We start from the raw sequence: 19,848 nt of genomic DNA, 5'->3' as shown, positions 1-19,848 counted from the left end.
GACGGTTCGATACCGCCGCCGTCTTTTTGTTTACTGGACTAGCGGTTCGCGCTGCGCCTGCGGCTCACGATATCGCGCGAACTTCGATGTATGGCCGATGCCGGGATTGAAGCAGTTGCATGGATCGAGCGTTTCGTAAAACGACTTCAGCGCAGGCTTCGCATCGTAGAGACGGCCGACGTTGTGCTCAGCGGGCTATTCGGCGCCGCGAGCGCCCAACCTCGACGGCAGGACGCGCGCGCAACCGGTGTGCGTCAAGACGGCGCCGGCCGAACAATCAGCCTAGCCCCATGCGTGTCTCGTCGACGAACTTCTCCGTGGCGTCGTCGATCTTGCGGCCCTTGCGGCCGGAGGGGCCATGAATGTAGACGGTCTTCATATCGACCTGCGGCGCGCCGCTCATGCCGGGGGGCGGCGTCATCTCGTAGTGGACTTCGCGCGCGTGGTCGGCCATTTGCAGGCGCGGATCGAACACCGAGTTGAAACGCCACAGCATGCGCACGAAATTGGTCTGGCCGTGCAATAGCAGATGCGTGGCCTGCCCCGCCGCGCCGCGCAGCGCGGTCCAGCCCATGTGCTTGCGATTGAGCACCTGCTGCGTGCGCACGAGTTCCGCGTAGAACTCGGGCAGCGGAAGCTGCGTCGGCACGACGGCGTGCTGGATGTCATAAAGGCGATAGTCGAGGCTCGTGAGGCGCCGCGCCTCGCGCTGCCAGTTCTCCGTGCCCGGATATGGCGTATTCACGCTGATATTGACGATCTCGGGAATCTCCAGGCACCACTGGCGGATCGTCTCGAAGCGTTCGCGGTCCCAGTCCGGATCGGCAATCAGGTTGATCGCGACGGTAATCCCCAACGAACGCGCGAATTCGAGCGCCTCGAAATTCTTGTCAAGGCTGATCCGTTTGCGAAACGCCTTGAGCCCCGCCTCGTCGATCGCCTCCAGACCGAGGAACATGTACTTCAGGCCAATGGACTGCCACAGACGGAACACGTCCTTGTTGCGCAGAAGCACGTCGCCACGCGTTTCCAGGTAGTAGCGCTTGTCGATGCCGCGTCGCTTGATCGCCTCGCCGATCGCCATGCCGTGTTCGGCATGCACGAACGCCACGTCGTCCACGATGAATACGCCCGGCTCGCGCAACGCCGCCAGTTCGTCCACGACGACTTCGGGGCTGCGCGTGCGGTAGCTGCGTCCGTAGAACGTCCATGCGCTGCAGAACGTGCAGTCCCACGGGCAGCCACGCGCGAACTCGATGGAGGCGCAGGGATCGAGCGTGCCGATGAAATACTTGCGGCGATGGCGTAGCAGGTCGCGCGCGGGCCGCACCGGATCGAGATTCTCGACGAAGCCTGGCGGCGGACCCGATCCGTGGCTCGTGAGGACGCCGGGCACCTCGAGCAGGTCGGCGCGGCGCGACACCGCTTCGAGCAGTTCGTTCACCGAAGCTTCACCCTCGCCGCGCAGCACGCAATCGATCGCGCCTTCGGCATGGCGCAGCAGATCGTGTGCGGTGAACGACACGCTGTGGCCCCCGACGAAGACGAAACACGAGGGAAGCGCGGCCTTCACGGCCTTCGAGAGATCGATGATCTCGGGAATGTTGGCCAGATAGTTGCCCGAGAAGCAGAGCGCCTCGGGCTGCCAGTCACGCACCATGCGCATGAGGTCGCGGTGTGTCTCGACCTGCAGATCGAGCAGGCGCACGTCATGGCCCGCCTCGCGCGCCGTACCGGCTACGGATTCGAGACCCAGCGGCTCGAGCCGCAGGAACACGCGCGTGTACATCAGTCCGCTCGGGTGGACAGCAAGCAATTTCATGAAGCCTCCTTGCGAAGGGCCGCCGCTTCGCGAGAGTCTACGCGCGTTGGCGGATCGCTGCCCCGCAGCGTGTTTCGCGCAGGAACGCCAGTCAGAAACTGCCGAACAGCGAACCGAGCACGATCACGACGGCGAGCGCGATGAGCGCGCCGACGATGCTCACCACCACGAGGTCGCGGTAGCTTTCGCGATGCGTCGAGCCGCACACGGCCAGCAGCGTGACGACGGCGCCGTTGTGCGGCAGGCTGTCGAGCGTGCCCGACGACATCACGGCGACGCGGTGCAGCAAAGCGGGATCGATGCCATGCTGGGCAGCGAGCTGCATGTAGGTGCCACCGAGCGCGTCGAGCGCGATGGTCAACCCGCCCGAGGCCGAGCCCGTGAGCCCGGCGAGCAGGTTCGTGGCCACGGCAAGCGAGACGAGCGGGCCGCCGCCGATGCCGAGCACCCAGTCGCGCACGGCCTCGAACGCGGGCAATGCGGCAATCACGGCGCCGTAGCCCACGAGGCTGCCCACGCTCAGCACCGGCAACACCGACGCGTTGGCGCCCGCATCGACGCTCTCGCGTAGCGCGCCGAGCCGCCCGCGATTGAGCGCCACCAGCACGATGATGCCGAGCGCGAGCGCGACCGAGACACCCCACACGCCCGCCACCGCCGAAAGCGTGGTCGAACCCCAGCGCGGTTCGGCGAGATACGAGGCGTCGATGCGCGGGAACACCACGACGTTCATCACGAAGTTCATCCCCACGACGACCACGAGCGGCGCGAGCGCAACGAAGGGCGACGGCGGCCCCGCATGGTCCGGTACAGCCGCGCCGCCGATCTCGGCGGGATCGAAGGCTTGGGCGAGACTCGCGCGCTCGCGCACGAGCGAGGACTTGCCGCGCTCTTCGTCATCGGCGCCGCCGTTGTCGGGCTCGACAAAGCCCTCGCCGTTGCGCAGCGCCGCCGCCGCCGCGCGCCCGAGCCACCAGAGGCCGAAGCCCGCCATCACGAGGCTCGCGATCACGCCAAGGCCCGGCGCCGCGAACGGCGTCGTGCCGAAGAACGGCATCGGAATGGCGTTTTGCAGCGCGGGCGTGCCGGGCAGCGCCGACATCGTGAAGGTCGCCGTGCCGAGCATGATCGCAGCGGGCATCAGGCGGCGCGGGATATCGGCGGAGCGAAACAGCGCCTGCGCCATGGGGGCGAGCACGAAGAACGCGACGAACAGGCTCACGCCGCCATAGGTGACGAGCGCGCCGCCCAGCACCACGGCCACGAGTGCGTGACGCGTGCCTAACCTGTCGATCATGAGGCGCGCCACGGCGTCCACCGAGCCGCTGTCTTCCATCAGCTTGCCGAACAGCGAGCCGAGCAGGAAGAGCGGAAAGAACTGGGCGAGAAAACGGCCCGTGCTCGACATGAATGTTTGCGTCCAATGCGCGAGCACCGGCTCGCCGGAAATGAGCGCGGCCAGCATGGCGCACAGCGGCGCGAGCAGCAGCACGCTCCAGCCGCGATACGCGAGCCAGATCAGCAGCGCGAGACTCGCGAGCATGCCCCCGAGGCCGATAACGAGCGTGCCCGCGCTCATTGCAGCACCCCTTCGAGCAGCGCTTCGAAATTGAACGTGGATGCCACGCCGAGCTGCGCACCGTGTTGCGCCAGGAATTCATCGGCGGTGTGGCGGCCTTCGTCGCGCAGCATCGTGATGAACGACCACTCTGCGTTGAGCTTCGACGACGCGCCCAGCGTGACGAGCTTCGCGCTATGCACGCGATGCAGGCGCATATGCGCCCAGCGGCGGCCCTCCTCGCTGCCTGCGTCGGCGACCTTGTGCAGCAGCGCCATCATGCGCAGCTCCTTGATTAGCGGCGAGTTGAACGCGATCTCGTTCACGCGGTTGATGATGTCGCGCGCCGAGCGCGGCGTGCCCGCGCGCTCCACGGGGTTCACCTGCACGAGGATCGTGTCGATCGAATCGGTCTCGCGAATCAGCGGCGTAATCGTCGGATTGCCCGCGTAACCGCCGTCCCAGTAGGCCTCACCGTCTATCTCGACGGCCTGAAAGAGCGTAGGCAGACAGGCCGAGGCGAGCAGCGCGTCGGGCGTGACATCGGCATTGCGGAACACGCGCGCCTGCCCGTTGGAAACGCGCGTGGCCGTGACGAAGAGCTTGATGCGCGAGCGGCGCAACGCGTCGAAGTCGATGGTGTCGGCGAGGATCGTGCGCAACGGGTTCACGCGCCCCGGATTCAGGTCATACGGAGAGACGACGCGCGCCATCATGTCGAGCGCGACGAACACGGGTGAATGATCGAGCGTCCAGCGCCCGAGCAGGATGTCGACGGGGCCGCGCCGGAACGGGCTGAAGCGTGCGGCGTCGGCCACGCGGCGCCAAAAGCGTTCGAGCGCCTCGCGCGCGCCGGCCGCGCCGCCCAACGCATGGCCGCTCGCGAGCACGGCGGCGTTCATCGCGCCCGCCGAGGTGCCCGAAATGCCTTCGATCTGCAGCCACGACTCTTCGAGCAGGCGGTCCAGCACACCCCATGTGTATGCGCCATGGGAGCCGCCGCCTTGCAGTGCGAGATCGACGAGCAAGGGCTCGGTGCGAGTCGTGCGGGTTGACGTCTCGGCTTCGGCAGGCATTGCGGCTCCGTTCCAGACAGACCACGGGCGAGATTACAGGAAAAGCGTAAATGGCCGCACGAGAATGACGCAGCGCGCAATCTGGCTCGAACGCGCTGGAGTCGCGCTGCGATCAGCGCGCGGCGGGCCGGTCGCAGCGGCGCACCAGGGCGTTTGGTAGACTGGATCTCCCGCCACGCCTTCCTGCCTTGCCGTGTCGAATGCCCATCCGCTTCGCGGGCCGGTTTCGCTATCGGGCCCGCTTCCCGCGCTGCTCGCCGAAATCCGCGCCTGCCATGCCTGCGCCGACGCGCTGCCGCTCGGGCCGCGCCCTGTGCTGCAGGCAAGCGATACGGCAAGCCTGCTGATCGTCGGCCAGGCGCCGGGCGCGAAGGTCCACGCCTCGGGCGTGCCGTGGGACGACGCGAGCGGTAAACGGCTGCGCGCGTGGCTCGGCATCGACAGCGAAACGTTCTACGACGCCGCCCAGGTCGCGCTCGTGCCGATGGGCTTTTGCTACCCCGGCCGCGGCGGCGGCGGAGACAACCCGCCGCGCCCGGAATGCGCCCCACTGTGGCACGCGCGGCTCATCGAGCAGTTGCGCGGCGTGCGCCTGACCCTGCTCGTCGGCCAGTATGCCCAGCGCTATTTTCTCGGCAGCGAGCGCCGCGGCTCGCTCACCGAGACGGTGGCGGCCTGGCGCGACTATGCACCCAATTTCGTGCCGCTGCCGCATCCGTCGCCACGCAATCAGGCGTGGTTCAAGCGCCACCCGTGGTTCGAACTCGACGTCCTGCCCGCGCTGCAGGCGCGCGTAAAAGCATTGCTGGCACCTGAAGGCCGCCACGCGCACACCACTAAAAAGGAGCCGACGATGACGAACCCGGCAATCGATATCCAGCGTGTCTACGAACCGCTGCCCGAGCAGGGACACCACTGCTATCTGGTGGATCGGCTGTGGCCGCGCGGCCTGAGCAAGGAAAAGCTCGCGAACGTGGAGTGGCTCAAGGAGGTGGCGCCGAGCACCGAACTGCGCCAATGGTTCCACAAGGACCCGGAGCAGTGGACCGAATTCAGGAAGCGCTATCTGGCCGAGCTGAACGCCAATCCGGACGCCTGGCGGCCGCTCGCCGAAGCGGCCGGGAACGGGCACATCACCCTGCTCTATGGCTCCCACGACACGCAGCGCAATCACGCAATCGTGCTGCGCGACTTTCTGGCGAAGCACGCCACCGGGCACAAATGACCGGACGGGGCTCGCGCCCCGCCCGTTTCACGCTCAGAAGAGATACATCCCCGCGACGAATACGACGCCCGAGAACAGCAACGTGGTCACGCAGTAACCCATGATGTCACGCACGCCGAGGCCGGCGATCGCGAGCGCGGGCAGCGCCCAGAAAGGCTGCGCCATGTTGGTCCATGCCTCGCCGTAAGCGATCGCCATCGCCGACTTGCCGAGGTCCGCGCCCAGCGCCTGCGCCGCCGGCATCACGAACGGCCCCTGCACGACCCAGTGGCCGCCGCCCGAAGGCACCGCGAAGTTGATCACCGCCGAGCTTAGAAACACGAGCAGCGGGAACGTGTGCACGTTCGCGATATCGACGAACCACTTCGTGATGACGCCCGCGAGACCCGAGTGGTCCATGAGCGCCTGAATGCCCGCGTAGAACGGGAACTGGATCATGATCCCCGAGGCGCCCTTCGCGGCGCCGGCCACGGCGCGCGCGTAGGCCATCGGCGTTTTGTGCAGCACGAGGCCCGCCGCGAGAAACACGAGGTTCACGGTGTCGATGTCGAGCGCGAAGCCCTTCGTGTGAAAGCGGAAGCCGAGGAACACGAAGCACAGTGCCGCCACCAGCAGCGCGAGCGCGCGGCTTTCCTCGATGCGCCCGGCGAAGGTCGCATCCGGGCCGAGCTTGCGCTCGACGCTCGGCGGGTCTTCGAGCAGCGCGGGGTCGACCGAGACGACATCTTCGGGCTTCGGCATCATGAGACGCACGAGAATCGGCAGCAGCACGATCAGTCCGAGCGTGATGAACGCGTTATAGCCCGTGAAGATGGTCTGCGAGACCGGAATCAGGCCGACGGCCTTTTCCATGGGATTGCCCTTCGTGGCCGCGACGAGCGGCACCGAGCCGGAAAGGCCGCCGTGCCACGTGAGAAAGCCCATGTACGCGGCGGCGACGAGCAGCCGGTAGTCCGCGCCGCGCACTCGCCGGGCCACTTCGCGCGAGAACATCGCGCCGAGCACGAGGCCGAAGCCCCAGTTGATCGCGCAGGCAATCGCGCCCACGAATGCCACCAGCATCACGCCCTGGCCCGGCGTGCGCGCGCAACTCGCCAGCGCGACCAGCATGCGCTTGACCGGGCCGGAGCTGGCAAGCGCGTGGCCGGTGACGAGAATCAGGACCATCTGCATCGCGAACGCGAGCAGGTTCCAGAAGCCCGAACCCCACATCAAGACGAGCGCTTCAGGCGGCTGCGGCGTGAGCGCGAACGCCAGCACGAAGGTCACGACGGTGAGGAGAATGGCGAAGATGAGCGGGTCCGGCAGGATCCGATGCACTACGCCGGTAAAGAAGTGGGAAATACGCTGAATCACGGTGGTCTGCTCCTCGTCTGCTGATACGGAATCGGCCGCCTGTTTTCTTCTTTGCGAACCGAGGCCGCGATTTTTGCACAGCGCGGCATACTGCGTGCGCCACGCCGGCAATTGGCCGAATGCGTGCTGAACGCTGCGCCTGACCGGTGCGCGCGCACCCGCACGAAATAAGCCGTTACATGCCTCGACGCGCCCTAAAAGCCTTATCTGCTACCGTTATGGTTGCTATCTCAATAAATGTCCGGGTGATTCCACCCAGCGGGAGGCAGCAATGCGCAAGCAGTTTCTCGGTGTCGTGCTCGCCGCGCTAGCCGGCTTATTCGTGGCTACTCCGCCCGCGCACGCCCAGTCGCAGGCATTCACGAATCAGACCGTCAACATCTACGCAGGACCCGCAGCCGACTTTCCGATCGTCGCGCAGATTCCGGGTGGCGTGGCAGTGACGGTATGGGGCTGCGTCGCGGGCTTTAGCTGGTGCGACATTGGTTTTCCGGGCCTGCGAGGCTGGGTCTACGGCACCTTCATCAGCTATCCGTGGCAAGGACAACGCGTGCCGGTGATGAACTATGGCCCGCGCATCGGTCTGCCTATCGTGACGTTCTCGCTCGGCGCGTACTGGGGCATGCACTACCGCGACCGGCCGTGGTACTCCAATCAATCGCGCTGGGCGCGCCATCCAGGGCCACGACCTCTGCCGCCGCCGCCCGTGCGGCCGCGTCCGCCCGTCGGTCGTCCGCCGGGCGGCACACGGCCGCCCAACCAGGGCGGCGGGAATCGGCCGCCCAACAACAACGCGGGACAGGGAAACCGGCCACCCGGCGCGGGCCCCGGCAATAACAACGCGCGGCCGCCCGGACAAGGGCACGCGCGGCCGCCGGGACAAGGAAATGCCCGTCCGCCTGGTCAAGGGAATGCCCGTCCGCCCGGCCAGGGCGGCGGCCGGCCTCAGGGGCAAGGCGGTGGGCGGCCGTCCGGCGGCGGGAATAATCGACCGCAGGGAGGTGGCGGTGGTGGCGGGCCTGGTGGCGGCGGTGGTGGTGGTGGTGGCGGACCGGGAGGCGGTGGCGGACCTGGCGGCGGCGGTGGCCGTCCGCCTCAGGGTAGCTAACGTCGCGACTAGCGGGCAAGTCCATGCCGACGCAAGGCGTGCCCGCGCTGGCTACTTCACCATCCCTCAGAACCGGTAGCCGATACCGCCCAGGATCACGTCCGTATCGCGGCTATAGCGCGTGACCACGCGGTTCCAGGTGACGCGCGCCGCCCAGTGCTGCGTCAAGCGATAGGAAGCCGAAACGGAGACGAGCCCCGAGAGAATCCCGTCGCCGGTATCGCGCTCGTCGGGATGCTCGCCGTGATGGATCGCCGCGTAGAGGCCAGCGCCGAACCCGAGCGTGAGACGCTCGTCGAAGAACGCGCGCGTGAGCCAGATTTGCGCCGTCGCGCCATCGCGCCGCGCCGAGATGCCATTGCCCTCGTGCAGATATCCCACTGTGGCGTCGAGAAAGGAATTAATGCCGCGCCGGTACTCGATTGCCTCGGCCGCAGATGTCTGCGATTCGAGGCTGTTGAGGATCGTCTCGCCCGCCATCAGCGTGATCTCGTTGTTCGTCACTTTCTGCGTGCGCGGCAGCGCGAAATCGCGCGGCCCTGGCGTGCCGGGCGCGTCGAGCTGATAGCCCACGCCCAGCATGAGCGATGTCGTCGATGGCCCGCGCGACACTTGCACGCGGTTGAGCTGCAGGTTCGCTGTCCAGCGATGCGTGGAGTACCACGTGGCGCGTGCACTGTAGAGCACGCCCCAGCCGTGCGTATCGGACCAGCCCTGGCCTTGTGACGCGGCCTCGGTATCGAAATAGCGATACGGCCCGACACCCAGCGCGAATACGAAGCGGCGCTGCGCGAGCGGCAAACGCGCCCACACCTGGATGGCCTGGCCGTCGCGGTGATGATCCGGAATATGGCCTTCGTTGAGCCAGGCAATGCTGCCGGCAAAATACTGGCCGAAACCCTCCGTGTAATCCATTTGCCACGAATAGGTATGATCGGCGCCGCTTTTGAGCGGCCCTGTGTAGAGCGCGAATTCCTGCGCGCAAACCGACCCCGAAGCCAAGGCGAGCGCGCTGCCGACAACACCGGCTGCGGCTAGCGACGTGATGCTTTTCATTGCGTGCGTTTTGCCTTGCGGTTGGGATGACGTGACTCGCTGCAAGGAAAACGTATGCAACGGAACGCGGAGCATACCGCGACGCGGCATATTTTGCGCAAACCCACTCGTTCAATTAATTACGACATGACGTAGCACAAATTTCCGATATTTATTTTGCCATCCTAATTACATGAATAAAAAAGAAACGCCGCACAAAAAGTGCGGCGTCTTCCTGCATTCAGCTTTGCAAGCGGTACAATATCAGCGTACGTGATGACAGACGCGCTCAGCGTGATGGTGGACGTGCTCGACGTGACATACCTCGTGGTGATACGGTTGGGCGACAGCAGCGAGCGGCGCGAAAAGCGCCGCGCAGGAAATCAGGGCAAACAGGCGGACAGCGGGCTTGGTAACGGCGTTCATGAGTCGGCTCTTGCGTATGAAAACAGCGTGGTGGGAATCAAAAGCCAGCACTGTATCGCAGAGCGTTCCGCGACGTATTACACGGTTGTAACGGGCGTAGCGCTCGATGAAACGCTCTTGACACGCCTTGCTACGCAAGAGCCGCTCGCGGCGGCCGCTCAAGTAGTGGGCTCGCCGCCCTCGTCGTGGGTGAGTCGCCGCAGCAGTTCGCGACCGCGGGTGGTGAGGCGCAGCGTGGGGTCGCCGCCCGCCTCGTCCATTTCGACGAGACGATAGCGCTGCAGCGCAAGGAAATCGGAATCGATCATTTGAATCGGCGCGTCCGCATCACGGATCAGCAGCAGGGTCGCTAGTTCGTGGTGACTGAGCATCAGGTCTCTCCAGTTGTTGGCCGGAGTCGAGGCGCAAGCGCCGATTCCAGCCACATGCCCGAAAAAGCAATCGACCGAAGGGCCGTGGGCTTGAGTCACCCCAGCATAGCGAGTCAATCGTACAGTTTCGCTACAGCCATGTTTCGCTGTGTTACGCGCCGGTGTCTGAAGCAAGAAAGCGGCGCGCAGCTGCACGATATGCAGTCTGCGCGCCGCCCGCTTACAGCCTCTCGCCCTTAGTTGATTTCGAGGCGCTTACTGGCGCTTGCGGCCCGCTTCGGTAGCGTCAGCGTCAGCACGCCATCCTTGTATTGCGCGGCCGCCTTTGCATCGTCGATTTCCGCTGCGAGCGTGAACGCGCGGCTCACGCTGCCCGCATAACGCTCGCGACGCACCACGCGCTCACCTTCCTTCAGTTCGCTGCCGCGCTCGACTTTCGCGGCAATCGAAACGAGATTGCCATCGATTTTCACGTCGATGTCTTTCCGGTCGACGCCGGGCATTTCAGCCTTCACCGTGAAACCAGCCTCGTCTTCCGTCACGTCGATCCGGATACTGGCCGCTTGCCCTTCCGCGCCGCTCGTAGCACGCAACGGCCGGAACAGCCCGTGAAACAGATCGGGCACACCTTCCATCGAAAACGGATCGTAACGCGAGATAGTGCTCATTGATGCCTCCATGGGCAGAACGTTTTTCGTGTCCACACAACGACGGCGTTGCGTCGGATTCCTAAGTTCCCCCATCAACTCGCACAGGCGCATGACACCTCTGCGGCCGACGTCCGGGAATCGCCTGCAACGAAGCGCGCCGCTCGCGCGGCGCGGTCGCTGCCGCTTACCGTTCCAACATGAAGGCGCCTCGCGCGTTTGCAAGACCCGTTTTTTGCCGCGCGCGAAATTTTTGTGTCGCCGCGCGGCGCGTCATTGCATGTGCATGCCGCCGTTGATCGCGATATCGGCGCCGGTGATGAACGCCGCATCGTCCGAACAGAGGAACGCCACGAGTGCCGCGACCTCGTTCGGTTGCCCGAGACGGCCTACTGGAATCTGCGGGAGGATGCGCGCATCCAGCACATCTTTCGGTACGGCTTCCACCATTTGCGTGGCGAGGTAGCCCGGCGACACGGTGTTCACCGTCACGCCTTTCTTCGCCACTTCCAGTGCGAGCGCCTTCGTGAAGCCATGCATGCCCGCTTTCGCCGCCGAATAGTTGGTCTGCCCAAAAGCGCCGCGCGAGCCGTTGACCGAGCCGATATTGATGATGCGCCCGAAGCCGCGCTCGATCATGCCGGGCAGGAACGGCTTCGTCACGTTGAAGAGCGCGTCGAGATCGGTGCGCAGCACGGAGTCCCAATCGGATTTCGACATCTTCACGAAGCTGCGGTCGCACGTAATGCCCGCATTGTTGATGAGCACGTCCACCTGGCCGAGATCGTCGAGCGCTTGCTGCGCCGCGCGCTCGCAGGCCTCGTAGTCGGCGACGTTCATCTGGTGGCAGCCGAATTCACGGCCCGCCGCGCGTTCGGCGGCAATCCAGGCATCGGCGCGCGTGTTCGCCGCCGAGCAAGAGACGGCGACGGTCATGCCCGCATCGTGCAGGCGCCGGCTGATCGCCTCGCCGAGTCCGCCCATGCCGCCCGTGACGAAAGCAACGCGCTTAGTGGCCATGCTGGCCTCCGCCCGCGCTGGCGCCCTGCGCACGGCCTGCGCCCGCCGCCTTGCCCGGATGCACTGCACCATTGGCGGCGCTGCTCATTGCGCGCTCGAAGGCGTTCATCCACTCGCGCATCGGCAGCGCACCCGGCACCTTGGCTGCGCTGGCTTGCGCGCCCGCACAGGCCTCCTGCCACTGCTGCGTGAAGTCGCGCGCACTGTCGGACCACGTGCTCGCGCTCTGCATCGCCGCCGCGACGCCCTCTTGCCAGAGCGTGGTGCTCGCGCCGAGATAGTCGCGCCAGACCGATTGCGTGGCGACCGCGAAATCGGTCCAGTCGCGCGCGGTGCGCAGCGATTCGAGCAGGCCCTCGACCGCCTCGCGGTCGCGCGCGATGCGGCGCTGCTCCAGCTTCAGCAACTGCTCGCGCCATTGCTGCTGCCCGACGAGCAGGCGCAACGCGGCCGACGTGTTGGCACGGTACGTGTCGAATGAGACGCCCATCGCGTTGCCGGGCGAGGCGGCGTCGAATGAGGGATGGGAAGCGGTTGCCATGGTCAATCTCCTCCTTATGTAGCTTTCGCCCGGCGCGGCCGGATGCGTTTGCTGCCAAAGAGACCGCGGTGGACCGCGACGGGACGCGGGCTGCGGCGAGCGAAATGAAAGCGCTTCACGCGCGACGATGGGGAACGGGATGCTTCGGAGTGCCGTATGTTCGCAAGACGGCCGACTCAAGCCAACATCATAGGCAGGAAGACGGCGTCCCGCGCGACGAATGGGCGATTTGTCGCTTGATCGACGTCACATTTCGAGATACCTGATGCGCAGCGAGTCAACACCAGGCTTGTCATCGCGGGTATTTCGCGACGGACTGTAAGGGCGGGAACGCTGCCCGGCCGATCGCGCCCTCGACCCGAACCGGCCGGTGGAACCGGGCACACCGGTCAGTTGGCCGGCAGCTCTTCGTCGCGCACCAGCATCACCGGCCGGTCCGCCATGCGCAGGAACGACTCGGCCACGCTGCCGAGCAACAGGCGCTTCATGCCCGACAAGCCACGCGTACCCATCACGACGAGGTCCGCGCCGTCCTCGGCGGCGATGCGCGAGATCACTGCGGCGATCTCCTCGCCGCTTGCGTCGGCCGCGCGCGTGGAGCCCGGCACCTGAGCCTGCGCGAACACCAGTTTCGCCTCTTCGAGCGCCGCCGTTGCCGCGTCGTTTTCCGCCGAGTGGCGCGCCTGTTCCTCGGCGAAGCCCGTACTGACGTCCACGAGCCGCGCCGGATGCCGCACGACATACAGCGCCTGAACGGCGGCGCCAGTCGCTTTCGCGACCTTCACGGCCTCCTCGAGCGCGCGCCGGCCGCTGCGGCTGCCATCGACAGCTACCAGAATCTGCTTGTACATCATGGACCTCCCGGGCGTCGCCCATGTTGCGCACCGGCTCCCGGCGCGCTATCTAGATAAAGATCGTTGTAGCGCATTCAGGTACGGATGCGCGCCCCGGCCAGTGCGACCCGTTGTCTCTACTGCGTCACCATCGTGATCCACCTGACCGGCTCAGCGCATCGTCAACACCGCCGCGCCCGTGAGCCGTCCCTCGCGCAAATCGGCCAGCGCCTCGTTCGCGCGCGCGAGCGGGTACGGCGTGATTTCGATTTCGAGCTTGTGCCGCGCAGCGATCGCCATGAACGTCGCACCGTCCTCGCGCGTGAGATTCGCCACCGAAACGATGCGCCGCTCTTCCCACAGCCATGCGTAAGGAAACGAGGGAATGTCGCTCATGTGGATGCCGCCGCACACGACCGTGCCGCCCTTCGTCAGCGCCCGCAGCGCAGCGGGCACGAGCGCGCCGACCGGCGCGAACAGCAGTGCCGCGTCGAGTTCCTCGGGCGCGCGCTCGTCGCTGCCGCCGGCCCACGTCGCTCCGAGGCGCCGCCCGAACTGCTGCGCTGCGACATCGCCCGGACGCGTGAACGCGTAGACGGTGCGCCCCTGGTGGCGCGCGACCTGCGCGACGATATGCGCCGCGGCGCCGAAGCCGTAGATGCCGATGCGCCGTGCATCGCCCGCCAGCGCGAGCGAGCGATAGCCGATGAGTCCCGCGCAGAGGAGCGGCGCGGCCTCGAGGTCGCTGTACTGGCGCGGCAGATGAAAGCTATAGCGGGCGTCGGCGACGGTGCGCGTGGCGTAGCCGCCGTCGATCGTGTAGCCGGTGAAGCCGGGTGCGTCGCAGAGGTTCTCGCGCCCGTCGGCGCAGAAACGGCAATGGCCGCAGGTGCGGCCGAGCCACGGCACGCCCACGCGGTCGCCGGGCGCGAAACCCGTCACGCCGGCCCCGAGCGCCGCGACCGTGCCGACGATCTCGTGACCGGGAATGAGCGGTCTTTTCGGGTGAGCGAGATCGCCGTCCACGACGTGCAGGTCGGTGCGGCATACGCCGCACGCATGCACGTCGATCAGCAGTTCGCCCGCGCCCGGTGCCGGGTCGGGTAGATCGGCTTCGCGCAGCCGCGGATTCTCGCCGTCGAACAGCATTGCCCGCATCGCTATCCTCCTCGCCAGAACGCGGCAGACGCGCCGCATCGATCACCATAAAACCATGTTATGCAATCGGACCGCGCGCTGTCGTGCATTGCGCGCTGCGGCGCAGCTACCCCGATGCGACTCGCCGCCACAGGACATCCACGCGTGGCGCGCCGCGCGATCGTGGCACCATAAGACGAATCCCACAGGACCACGAGGGCCGCAGGCCGGCCTGGCGCGCGGAGTCCGTCCGCCGTGCGGGCCGCCGGCTCGCGCCACGCACGCCGCCGCGCCGCGCACGCAGTCCGCCTCGGTCCGCCTTCCGCCGCCGCGCAACCGGAGCCCCGCATGAACGCCACCGACACCCCTGCCTACCCGCCGCTCTCCGACGACCTGCTGCGCCGCATGGACGCCTGGTGGCGCGCGGCCAACTACCTCTCGGTTGGCCAGATCTATCTGCTCGCCAATCCGCTCTTGCGCGAGCCGCTGCAACTCGCGCACGTGAAGCCGCGCCTGCTCGGCCACTGGGGCACGACGCCGGGCCTGAACTTCCTCTACACGCACCTGAATCGCATCATCAACGCGCGCGATCTCGACGTGCTGTTTCTCGCGGGGCCGGGCCACGGCGGCCCCGCCGTCGTCGCGAACACCTGGCTCGAAGGCACCTACAGCGAGACCTGGCCGAACGTGCCGCTGGATGTCGAAGGCATGGCCGTGCTCTTCAAGCAGTTCAGCTTTCCGGGCGGCATTCCGAGCCATGTCGCGCCGCAAACGCCGGGATCGATCCACGAAGGCGGCGAACTCGGCTACGCGCTCTCGCACGCCTACGGCGCGGTGTTCGACAACCCGGATCTGGTCGTCGCCTGCGTGGTGGGCGACGGCGAAGCCGAAACGGGCCCGCTCGCCACCGCCTGGCACTCGAACAAGTTTCTCAATCCCGCCACCGACGGCGCGGTGCTGCCCATCCTCCATCTGAACGGCTACAAGATCGCGGGACCGACCGTGCTCGCGCGCATAGGCGACGACGAACTCGCCTCGCTGATGAAGGGTTATGGCCACGAGCCGATCTTCGTGGAGGCCGAGGAACCGGACGTGGCGCATCGCTTGATGGCCGCCGCGCTCGACACGGCATTCGACGAAATCGCCCGCATCCAGAAGACTGCGCGCGAACTCGCGGACGAACACGGCAACCTGCCGCCCGGCTATGTTCGCCCGCGCTGGCCGATGATCGTCATGCGCACGCCCAAGGGCTGGACGGGCCCGAAGACCGTGGATGGCCAGAAAACCGAAGGCTCGTGGCGCTCGCACCAGGTGCCGCTCGCCAAAATTTCGAAGCCGGGGCACCTCGCGCTGCTGGAAGGCTGGATGCGCAGCTACAAGCCCGAGGAACTGTTCGACGCGCAAGGCCGCCTCGTGCCCGACATCGCCGCGCTCGCGCCGCAAGGCGAAAAGCGCATGAGCGCGAACCCGCGTTCGAACGGCGGCGGCCGCGTGCGCGAACTGCGCGTGCCACCCTTCGAGCACCACGCCGTGGCTGTGCCCGCACCGGGCCAGGTGGACGCCGAAGCCACGCGCGTGATGGGCGCGTTCCTGTGCGAAGTGATGCGCGTGAACGACGCCACGCGCAACTTCCGCATCTTCGGGCCCGACGAAACTGCGTCGAACCGCTGGGGCGACGTATTTGACGTGACGTCGCGCACCTGGCTCGCGGAGGTCACGCCCGACGACGTCCAGCTCGCCACCAACGGCCGCGTGATGGAAATCCTCTCCGAGCACACCTGCCAGGGCTGGCTGGAAGGCTATCTGCTCACGGGCCGCCACGGTTTCATGTCGTGCTACGAGGCGTTCATCCACATCATCGATTCGATGTTCAACCAGCATGCGAAGTGGCTGCAGGTGATCCGCGAGATTCCGTGGCGGCGGCCACTGCCCTCGCTCAACTATCTGCTCACCTCGCACGTGTGGCGCCAGGACCATAACGGATTCAGCCATCAGGACCCGGGCTTCATCGATTATGCGGTGAACAAGAAGGCGGACACGGTGCGCGTGTATCTGCCGCCCGACGCCAATACGCTGCTCGCCGTGACGGACCATGTGCTGCGCACCTGGAACCGTATCAATATCATCGTGGCGGGCAAGCAGCCGCAGGCGCAATGGCTCGACATGGACGCAGCCATTCGCCACTGCGCGGACGGCATTGGCATCTGGCAATGGGCGAGCAACGACGACGACGGCGAACCCGACGTCGTGATGGCCTGCGCCGGCGACGTGCCGACCATGGAGACGCTAGCCGCCGTGGATCTGCTGCGCACCTGCCTGCCCGACCTGAAGATCCGCGTGGTGAACGTGGTGGACCTGATGACGCTCCAACCCGCCGACCGTCACCCGCACGGTCTGCCCGACGCCGATTTCAACGCGCTGTTCACGACCGACAGGCCCGTGATCTTCGCGCACCATAGCTATCCGACGCTGATCCACAAGCTCACGTACCGGCGCGCCAATCACGCGAACATTCACGTGCACGGCTTCATCGAGGAAGGCACGACGACCACGCCATTCGACATGACGGTGCTCAACCGGCTCGACCGCTACCACCTGTGCGAAGCCGTGATCGACCGCGTGGACGGCCTCGCGCAACGCGCGGCGCATCTGCGCCAGACACTGCATGACAAGCTGGCCGCGCACCGCCGCTACGTGGACGAGTACGGCGACGACATGCCCGAAATCCGCGACTGGCGCTGGCCGGCGGCGCGCGCCGCGCAGGGCTCAGGTGACACGGCTTAGTTGCGCCTTGCGCCGCTCAGGCCGAAGCCGGCTTCGTGCGCCCGAACACGCGCGCGAACGCGGTGACAAAGGCGTCGAGCCGGTTCGATTCGAGACAATCGATGCCTGCCGCGCCGACCCGGCCGTTTCCGCCGGGGAACGCGCGGCAGAGTTCATCCGCGCCGCGCGGTTCCGTGAGCGGCGCGCGCACGCTCACCGCATAGTTGCCGTCCGCGTTCACGCTCAGCACCGCGTGCGCGCGCGAGGGCTCCTCGTTCGCGAGCACATTGGCGAACACGCCGCGCACGCGGCGCGCCCACGGCTCGTCGGGCAACACGCAAACGCTGCCGTACTGGAGCGCGACGAGCGGCGCGATGGCCTGGGCCAATTCGAGATCGCCGTGACGGCAACGGGCGAGCTGTCCGACGATGGGCTCCGAGGCGATGAAATCGAACGGATCGGCATAAGGCTTCAGCGCCGCGTACAGATCGAGCGGCGCGATCATGAGATCTTCGACGCAGTCGCCGTAAGCGTTGTAGTTGATCGACTCGCCAAGCTCGCGCAGCTGCACGGCCTGCCCGGCATCGAGCCCGGCCTGCTGGGCAAGCGCCTGCGCCGTGTCGGGCAGGTTGTCGCCCCAGGCCGCCGCGATCGCCCACGGCCGGTAGCGGCCGGCGAGATGGCGGTCCACGAGCACGCTCGTGCAGACCTGCGCCGTCGTGTCGATATGCGCGACGAGATTCCTGTTCACAGGCAGGTCGCCCGCGTGGTGATGATCGAAATATTCGATCATCACGTCCTTCGCAAGTAGCGCGGTGAGCGCCTTGCGATTCACATCGAACGAAATGTCGAGAACCGTTAGCGAGTCGCCCGACTTCGCGGGCACGCGCTCGACGAGTGCGATGTCGCGCTTCGCGCCGGTGATGAGCGTCGCCTCGCGCGGCCTTGCGAGCCGCAGTTGATGCAGCGCGCAGATGCCGTCTGCGTCGCCGTTGAATACGTCGAAATGCGCCATGTATCCGGAATTCCGTTGGGTTGAACTAGACAGTATCGCGCAGCCTCCCCCGATTGCACAAAAGGTACAAGACGCCGATGCCCATGCAGACCGTTTCAACCAAGGCATTGACATGCCGCGCAACGGCCTTCCCAAGCTGGCTCGCGCTATGCTGGTTCCGACGCTTGTCGCCCCGTTGCCCTCTTTTCCCACGACAGCCACGCCGATGTCCGACACGCCTATCTCACGCCATGTCCCCAATCGCCAGCGCGTAGCGCGGCGCCACAGCCGCCTCGTGGACGCCGCGCTCTCGCGCGCCTCCACGTATGCGCACCCGGCCGGGCGCATCGTGCGCATCGAAACGCATATTTCCGTGGTCTATCTCGCCGGGCGGTACGCGTACAAGATCATGAAGCCCGTCGATTTCGGCTTCGTCAATTTTGTGCGGCTCGATGCCCGGCTCCGCTGCTGCGAAGCTGAGATTCGTCTGAATGCGCCCTTCGCCGGACCGATTTATCGCGACACAGGCGAGCTATTTTTTGACGGTCGGCGTTGCAGGCTCAGGTCCAGACGCGGCGGGCGCGGCAACGTAAAGATCATCGACTATGCGGTACGTATGCGCCGCTTCGATCAGCGCCTGCTGTTTTCGAACCTGCTCGCGCACGGTGAACTGGGCACGGACGATATCGATGCAGCCGCAACCAGCCTCGCCGCGAGCCATCGGCATGCGCACCGGGCCGGACGCGGGCCGATGGCGCCCGCAGCGCGCCTCGGCTCCGCAGCACTGCTGCGCGAACAGGTGCTCGCGGCGCTCGCGCCCCTCGAAGCGGATCCGCGCACCGCGCATGCAGTGACACGCGCCGGGTTGCGCGAGACGTGCGAAAGCGAACTCGCACGTCTCGCGCAGCACCTGGACGGCCGCCGCACGAATGGATTCGTGCGCGCCTGCCACGGCGATCTGCATCTCGACAACATCGTGCGGTACGGGCGGCACGCGCTGATGTTCGATTGCATCGAGTTCAGCGACGAACTGCGCTGGATCGACGTGACCTGCGATCTTGCGTTCCTGCTGATGGATCTGCGCGCGCATGGCCGCTCCGCCTATGCCCACCGTCTGCTCAATCGCTACCTCGAAGCGACAGGCGATTTCGCGGGGCTCGCGGCGTTGCGGCTCCATATCGTTTATCGCGCGCTGGTACGGGCATTGGTAGCGATGCTCAAGGCGGGATCGCCCGCGCGGTCCGATGCGCAAGCGCGCGCAGGCGTCGCCTCGCGCTACCTGGCGCTCGCGGCCAGCGAAGCGCGCGCCATGCGCGAGCCCGCACCCTGGCTTCTGCTCTGCCACGGCTTTTCGGGGTCGGGAAAGTCGGTCGCGAGCCGCGCGCTCGCCGAATTGAGCGGGGCGATCCGTGTGTCGAGCGATCTCGAACGCAAGCGGCTCGAACCCTTCGCCCCGCCCTCGCTCGAGGCGCTGCCGGCAAGCGCCTACACGCATGCCGCGCTCGATGCGCTTTACGAGCGCCTCGTCGCCCATGTGCGCGACGTGCTGAACGCGGGATACACGGCGCTAGTCGATGCGACGTTTCTCAAGGCAACTCATCGCGCACGTTTTGCAGCGCTCGCGCGTGAGCTGAACCGGCCAATGCTGATCCTGAACTTCCACGCGCCGCAAGCGCGGCTCGCCGAGCGTGTGAACGCACGCGCGCATGGGCCGCGCGACGCTTCCGACGCCGGCGCCGACGTGCTCGCCGCACAATTGGCGCAAGCGGACGCACTCGATGCGCGCGAACGGCAGCGCACCGTTGATCTCAATACCGACGTGGAAATCGCGGCATTCTCGCGCGAGTCCTGGTGGGCGCCGCTGCTCGCACGCATGCGAGCGGAGGATGGGGGAATTTGATGCTGCGGCGGACCGATGATCCGCCGCAGAAGACCT

At 66.5% G+C, this 19,848-nt stretch carries 17 protein-coding genes and 2 pseudogenes; 5 read left to right on the top strand and 14 right to left on the bottom strand.

Features of this window, described 5'->3' with window-relative positions; genetic code table 11:
- Window positions 1-30 precede the first annotated feature (30 nt).
- The 4 genes and pseudogenes from AB4Y36_RS23195 to AB4Y36_RS23180 form a co-directional block, all read right to left on the bottom strand.
- A pseudogene (locus tag AB4Y36_RS23195) lies at window positions 31-219 on the bottom strand (hypothetical protein); the annotation flags it as partial.
- 58 nt (window positions 220-277) lie between these two features.
- On the bottom strand, window positions 278-1,822 hold the full coding sequence (gene hpnR, locus AB4Y36_RS23190; protein ID WP_368684194.1) for a hopanoid C-3 methylase HpnR: 1,545 nt from the start codon (window positions 1,820-1,822) through the stop codon (window positions 278-280).
- Between the two features lie 91 nt (window positions 1,823-1,913).
- Window positions 1,914-3,401: a GntP family permease gene (locus AB4Y36_RS23185; protein WP_368684193.1), complete on the bottom strand. Its 1,488-nt coding sequence runs from the start codon at window positions 3,399-3,401 to the stop codon at window positions 1,914-1,916.
- Window positions 3,398-4,456 (bottom strand): patatin-like phospholipase family protein, encoded by a 1,059-nt coding sequence (locus tag AB4Y36_RS23180; RefSeq protein ID WP_368684192.1) that lies wholly within the window; start codon window positions 4,454-4,456, stop codon window positions 3,398-3,400. The genes AB4Y36_RS23185 and AB4Y36_RS23180 overlap by 4 nt, the downstream gene beginning before the upstream one ends.
- A gap of 193 nt (window positions 4,457-4,649) precedes the next feature.
- On the opposite strand from AB4Y36_RS23180, the pseudogene AB4Y36_RS23175 reads away from it, so the two are divergent.
- A pseudogene (locus AB4Y36_RS23175) lies at window positions 4,650-5,267 on the top strand (uracil-DNA glycosylase family protein); the annotation flags it as partial.
- 42 nt (window positions 5,268-5,309) lie between these two features.
- The gene (locus tag AB4Y36_RS23170) at window positions 5,310-5,681 is read left to right on the top strand and encodes a DUF488 domain-containing protein (RefSeq protein ID WP_368617996.1); all 372 of its coding nucleotides are present in this window, start codon (window positions 5,310-5,312) and stop codon (window positions 5,679-5,681) included.
- Window positions 5,682-5,714: 33 nt separating this feature from the next.
- Here AB4Y36_RS23170 and AB4Y36_RS23165 read toward each other — a convergent pair whose 3' ends face one another.
- Complete coding sequence (locus tag AB4Y36_RS23165) at window positions 5,715-7,037, bottom strand: TIGR00366 family protein (RefSeq protein WP_368684191.1); 1,323 nt, start codon at window positions 7,035-7,037, stop codon at window positions 5,715-5,717.
- A gap of 271 nt (window positions 7,038-7,308) precedes the next feature.
- Between AB4Y36_RS23165 and AB4Y36_RS23160 the strand changes: the two genes are divergently transcribed.
- Window positions 7,309-8,145 carry an SH3 domain-containing protein gene (locus AB4Y36_RS23160; RefSeq protein ID WP_368684190.1) on the top strand — a complete coding sequence of 279 codons (837 nt, stop codon included), beginning with the start codon at window positions 7,309-7,311 and terminating at the stop codon, window positions 8,143-8,145.
- 66 nt (window positions 8,146-8,211) lie between these two features.
- Here the strand turns inward: AB4Y36_RS23160 and AB4Y36_RS23155 are convergent, their stop codons facing one another.
- The 8 genes from AB4Y36_RS23155 to AB4Y36_RS23120 all read right to left on the bottom strand — a co-directional run bounded on the left by AB4Y36_RS23155 (window position 8,212) and on the right by AB4Y36_RS23120 (window position 14,176).
- On the bottom strand, window positions 8,212-9,201 hold the full coding sequence (locus AB4Y36_RS23155) for a hypothetical protein (protein ID WP_368684189.1): 990 nt from the start codon (window positions 9,199-9,201) through the stop codon (window positions 8,212-8,214).
- Window positions 9,202-9,444: 243 nt separating this feature from the next.
- Complete coding sequence (locus AB4Y36_RS23150; protein WP_176732820.1) at window positions 9,445-9,606, bottom strand: hypothetical protein; 162 nt, start codon at window positions 9,604-9,606, stop codon at window positions 9,445-9,447.
- Window positions 9,607-9,764: 158 nt separating this feature from the next.
- Window positions 9,765-9,977, bottom strand: a complete 213-nt coding sequence (locus tag AB4Y36_RS23145) for a hypothetical protein (RefSeq protein ID WP_368684188.1) — start codon at window positions 9,975-9,977, stop codon at window positions 9,765-9,767.
- Between the two features lie 236 nt (window positions 9,978-10,213).
- Window positions 10,214-10,645 carry an Hsp20/alpha crystallin family protein gene (locus AB4Y36_RS23140; protein WP_368684187.1) on the bottom strand — a complete coding sequence of 144 codons (432 nt, stop codon included), beginning with the start codon at window positions 10,643-10,645 and terminating at the stop codon, window positions 10,214-10,216.
- Window positions 10,646-10,897: 252 nt separating this feature from the next.
- Complete coding sequence (gene phbB, locus AB4Y36_RS23135) at window positions 10,898-11,644, bottom strand: acetoacetyl-CoA reductase (protein ID WP_368617932.1); 747 nt, start codon at window positions 11,642-11,644, stop codon at window positions 10,898-10,900.
- On the bottom strand, window positions 11,634-12,185 hold the full coding sequence (locus AB4Y36_RS23130) for a hypothetical protein (RefSeq protein WP_342946076.1): 552 nt from the start codon (window positions 12,183-12,185) through the stop codon (window positions 11,634-11,636). The genes phbB and AB4Y36_RS23130 overlap by 11 nt, the downstream gene beginning before the upstream one ends.
- A 389-nt stretch (window positions 12,186-12,574) precedes the next feature.
- Window positions 12,575-13,036, bottom strand: a complete 462-nt coding sequence (locus AB4Y36_RS23125) for a universal stress protein (protein ID WP_342946628.1) — start codon at window positions 13,034-13,036, stop codon at window positions 12,575-12,577.
- A 153-nt stretch (window positions 13,037-13,189) separates the two neighbouring features.
- Window positions 13,190-14,176, bottom strand: coding sequence for a zinc-dependent alcohol dehydrogenase family protein (locus AB4Y36_RS23120; RefSeq protein ID WP_368684186.1), 987 nt, complete (start codon window positions 14,174-14,176; stop codon window positions 13,190-13,192).
- 327 nt (window positions 14,177-14,503) lie between these two features.
- On the opposite strand from AB4Y36_RS23120, the gene AB4Y36_RS23115 reads away from it, so the two are divergent.
- Entirely contained in the window at window positions 14,504-16,939 is a 2,436-nt protein-coding gene (locus AB4Y36_RS23115) for a phosphoketolase (RefSeq protein ID WP_368684185.1), read from the top strand.
- A 16-nt stretch (window positions 16,940-16,955) separates the two neighbouring features.
- Here AB4Y36_RS23115 and AB4Y36_RS23110 read toward each other — a convergent pair whose 3' ends face one another.
- Window positions 16,956-17,933, bottom strand: coding sequence for an acetyltransferase (locus AB4Y36_RS23110; protein WP_368684184.1), 978 nt, complete (start codon window positions 17,931-17,933; stop codon window positions 16,956-16,958).
- Window positions 17,934-18,138: 205 nt separating this feature from the next.
- Between AB4Y36_RS23110 and AB4Y36_RS23105 the strand changes: the two genes are divergently transcribed.
- Window positions 18,139-19,812, top strand: a complete 1,674-nt coding sequence (locus tag AB4Y36_RS23105) for an AAA family ATPase (RefSeq protein WP_368684183.1) — start codon at window positions 18,139-18,141, stop codon at window positions 19,810-19,812.
- Window positions 19,813-19,848: the final 36 nt, after the last annotated feature.

Source organism: Paraburkholderia sp. BR10936, assembly GCF_040965735.1.
Classification (GTDB): Bacteria; Pseudomonadota; Gammaproteobacteria; order Burkholderiales; family Burkholderiaceae; genus Paraburkholderia; species Paraburkholderia nodosa_A.
The sequence above is the reverse complement of the archived record's forward strand: the minus strand, read 5'-3'. Positions and strand labels throughout refer to the sequence as shown.

What these genes read in the sequence shown, in the direction of transcription:
- hpnR (WP_368684194.1), bottom strand. Translation starts at nt 1,822, where the DNA reads ATGAAATTGCTTGCTGTCCACCCGAGCGGACTGATGTACACGCGCGTG.
- AB4Y36_RS23185 (WP_368684193.1), bottom strand. Translation starts at nt 3,401, where the DNA reads ATGAGCGCGGGCACGCTCGTTATCGGCCTCGGGGGCATGCTCGCGAGT.
- AB4Y36_RS23180 (WP_368684192.1), bottom strand. Translation starts at nt 4,456, where the DNA reads ATGCCTGCCGAAGCCGAGACGTCAACCCGCACGACTCGCACCGAGCCC.
- AB4Y36_RS23170 (WP_368617996.1), top strand. Translation starts at nt 5,310, where the DNA reads ATGACGAACCCGGCAATCGATATCCAGCGTGTCTACGAACCGCTGCCC.
- AB4Y36_RS23160 (WP_368684190.1), top strand. Translation starts at nt 7,309, where the DNA reads ATGCGCAAGCAGTTTCTCGGTGTCGTGCTCGCCGCGCTAGCCGGCTTA.
- AB4Y36_RS23155 (WP_368684189.1), bottom strand. Translation starts at nt 9,201, where the DNA reads ATGAAAAGCATCACGTCGCTAGCCGCAGCCGGTGTTGTCGGCAGCGCG.
- AB4Y36_RS23150 (WP_176732820.1), bottom strand. Translation starts at nt 9,606, where the DNA reads ATGAACGCCGTTACCAAGCCCGCTGTCCGCCTGTTTGCCCTGATTTCC.
- AB4Y36_RS23145 (WP_368684188.1), bottom strand. Translation starts at nt 9,977, where the DNA reads ATGCTCAGTCACCACGAACTAGCGACCCTGCTGCTGATCCGTGATGCG.
- AB4Y36_RS23140 (WP_368684187.1), bottom strand. Translation starts at nt 10,645, where the DNA reads ATGAGCACTATCTCGCGTTACGATCCGTTTTCGATGGAAGGTGTGCCC.
- phbB (WP_368617932.1), bottom strand. Translation starts at nt 11,644, where the DNA reads ATGGCCACTAAGCGCGTTGCTTTCGTCACGGGCGGCATGGGCGGACTC.
- AB4Y36_RS23130 (WP_342946076.1), bottom strand. Translation starts at nt 12,185, where the DNA reads ATGGCAACCGCTTCCCATCCCTCATTCGACGCCGCCTCGCCCGGCAAC.
- AB4Y36_RS23125 (WP_342946628.1), bottom strand. Translation starts at nt 13,036, where the DNA reads ATGTACAAGCAGATTCTGGTAGCTGTCGATGGCAGCCGCAGCGGCCGG.
- AB4Y36_RS23120 (WP_368684186.1), bottom strand. Translation starts at nt 14,176, where the DNA reads ATGCGGGCAATGCTGTTCGACGGCGAGAATCCGCGGCTGCGCGAAGCC.
- AB4Y36_RS23115 (WP_368684185.1), top strand. Translation starts at nt 14,504, where the DNA reads ATGAACGCCACCGACACCCCTGCCTACCCGCCGCTCTCCGACGACCTG.
- AB4Y36_RS23110 (WP_368684184.1), bottom strand. Translation starts at nt 17,933, where the DNA reads ATGGCGCATTTCGACGTATTCAACGGCGACGCAGACGGCATCTGCGCG.
- AB4Y36_RS23105 (WP_368684183.1), top strand. Translation starts at nt 18,139, where the DNA reads ATGTCCGACACGCCTATCTCACGCCATGTCCCCAATCGCCAGCGCGTA.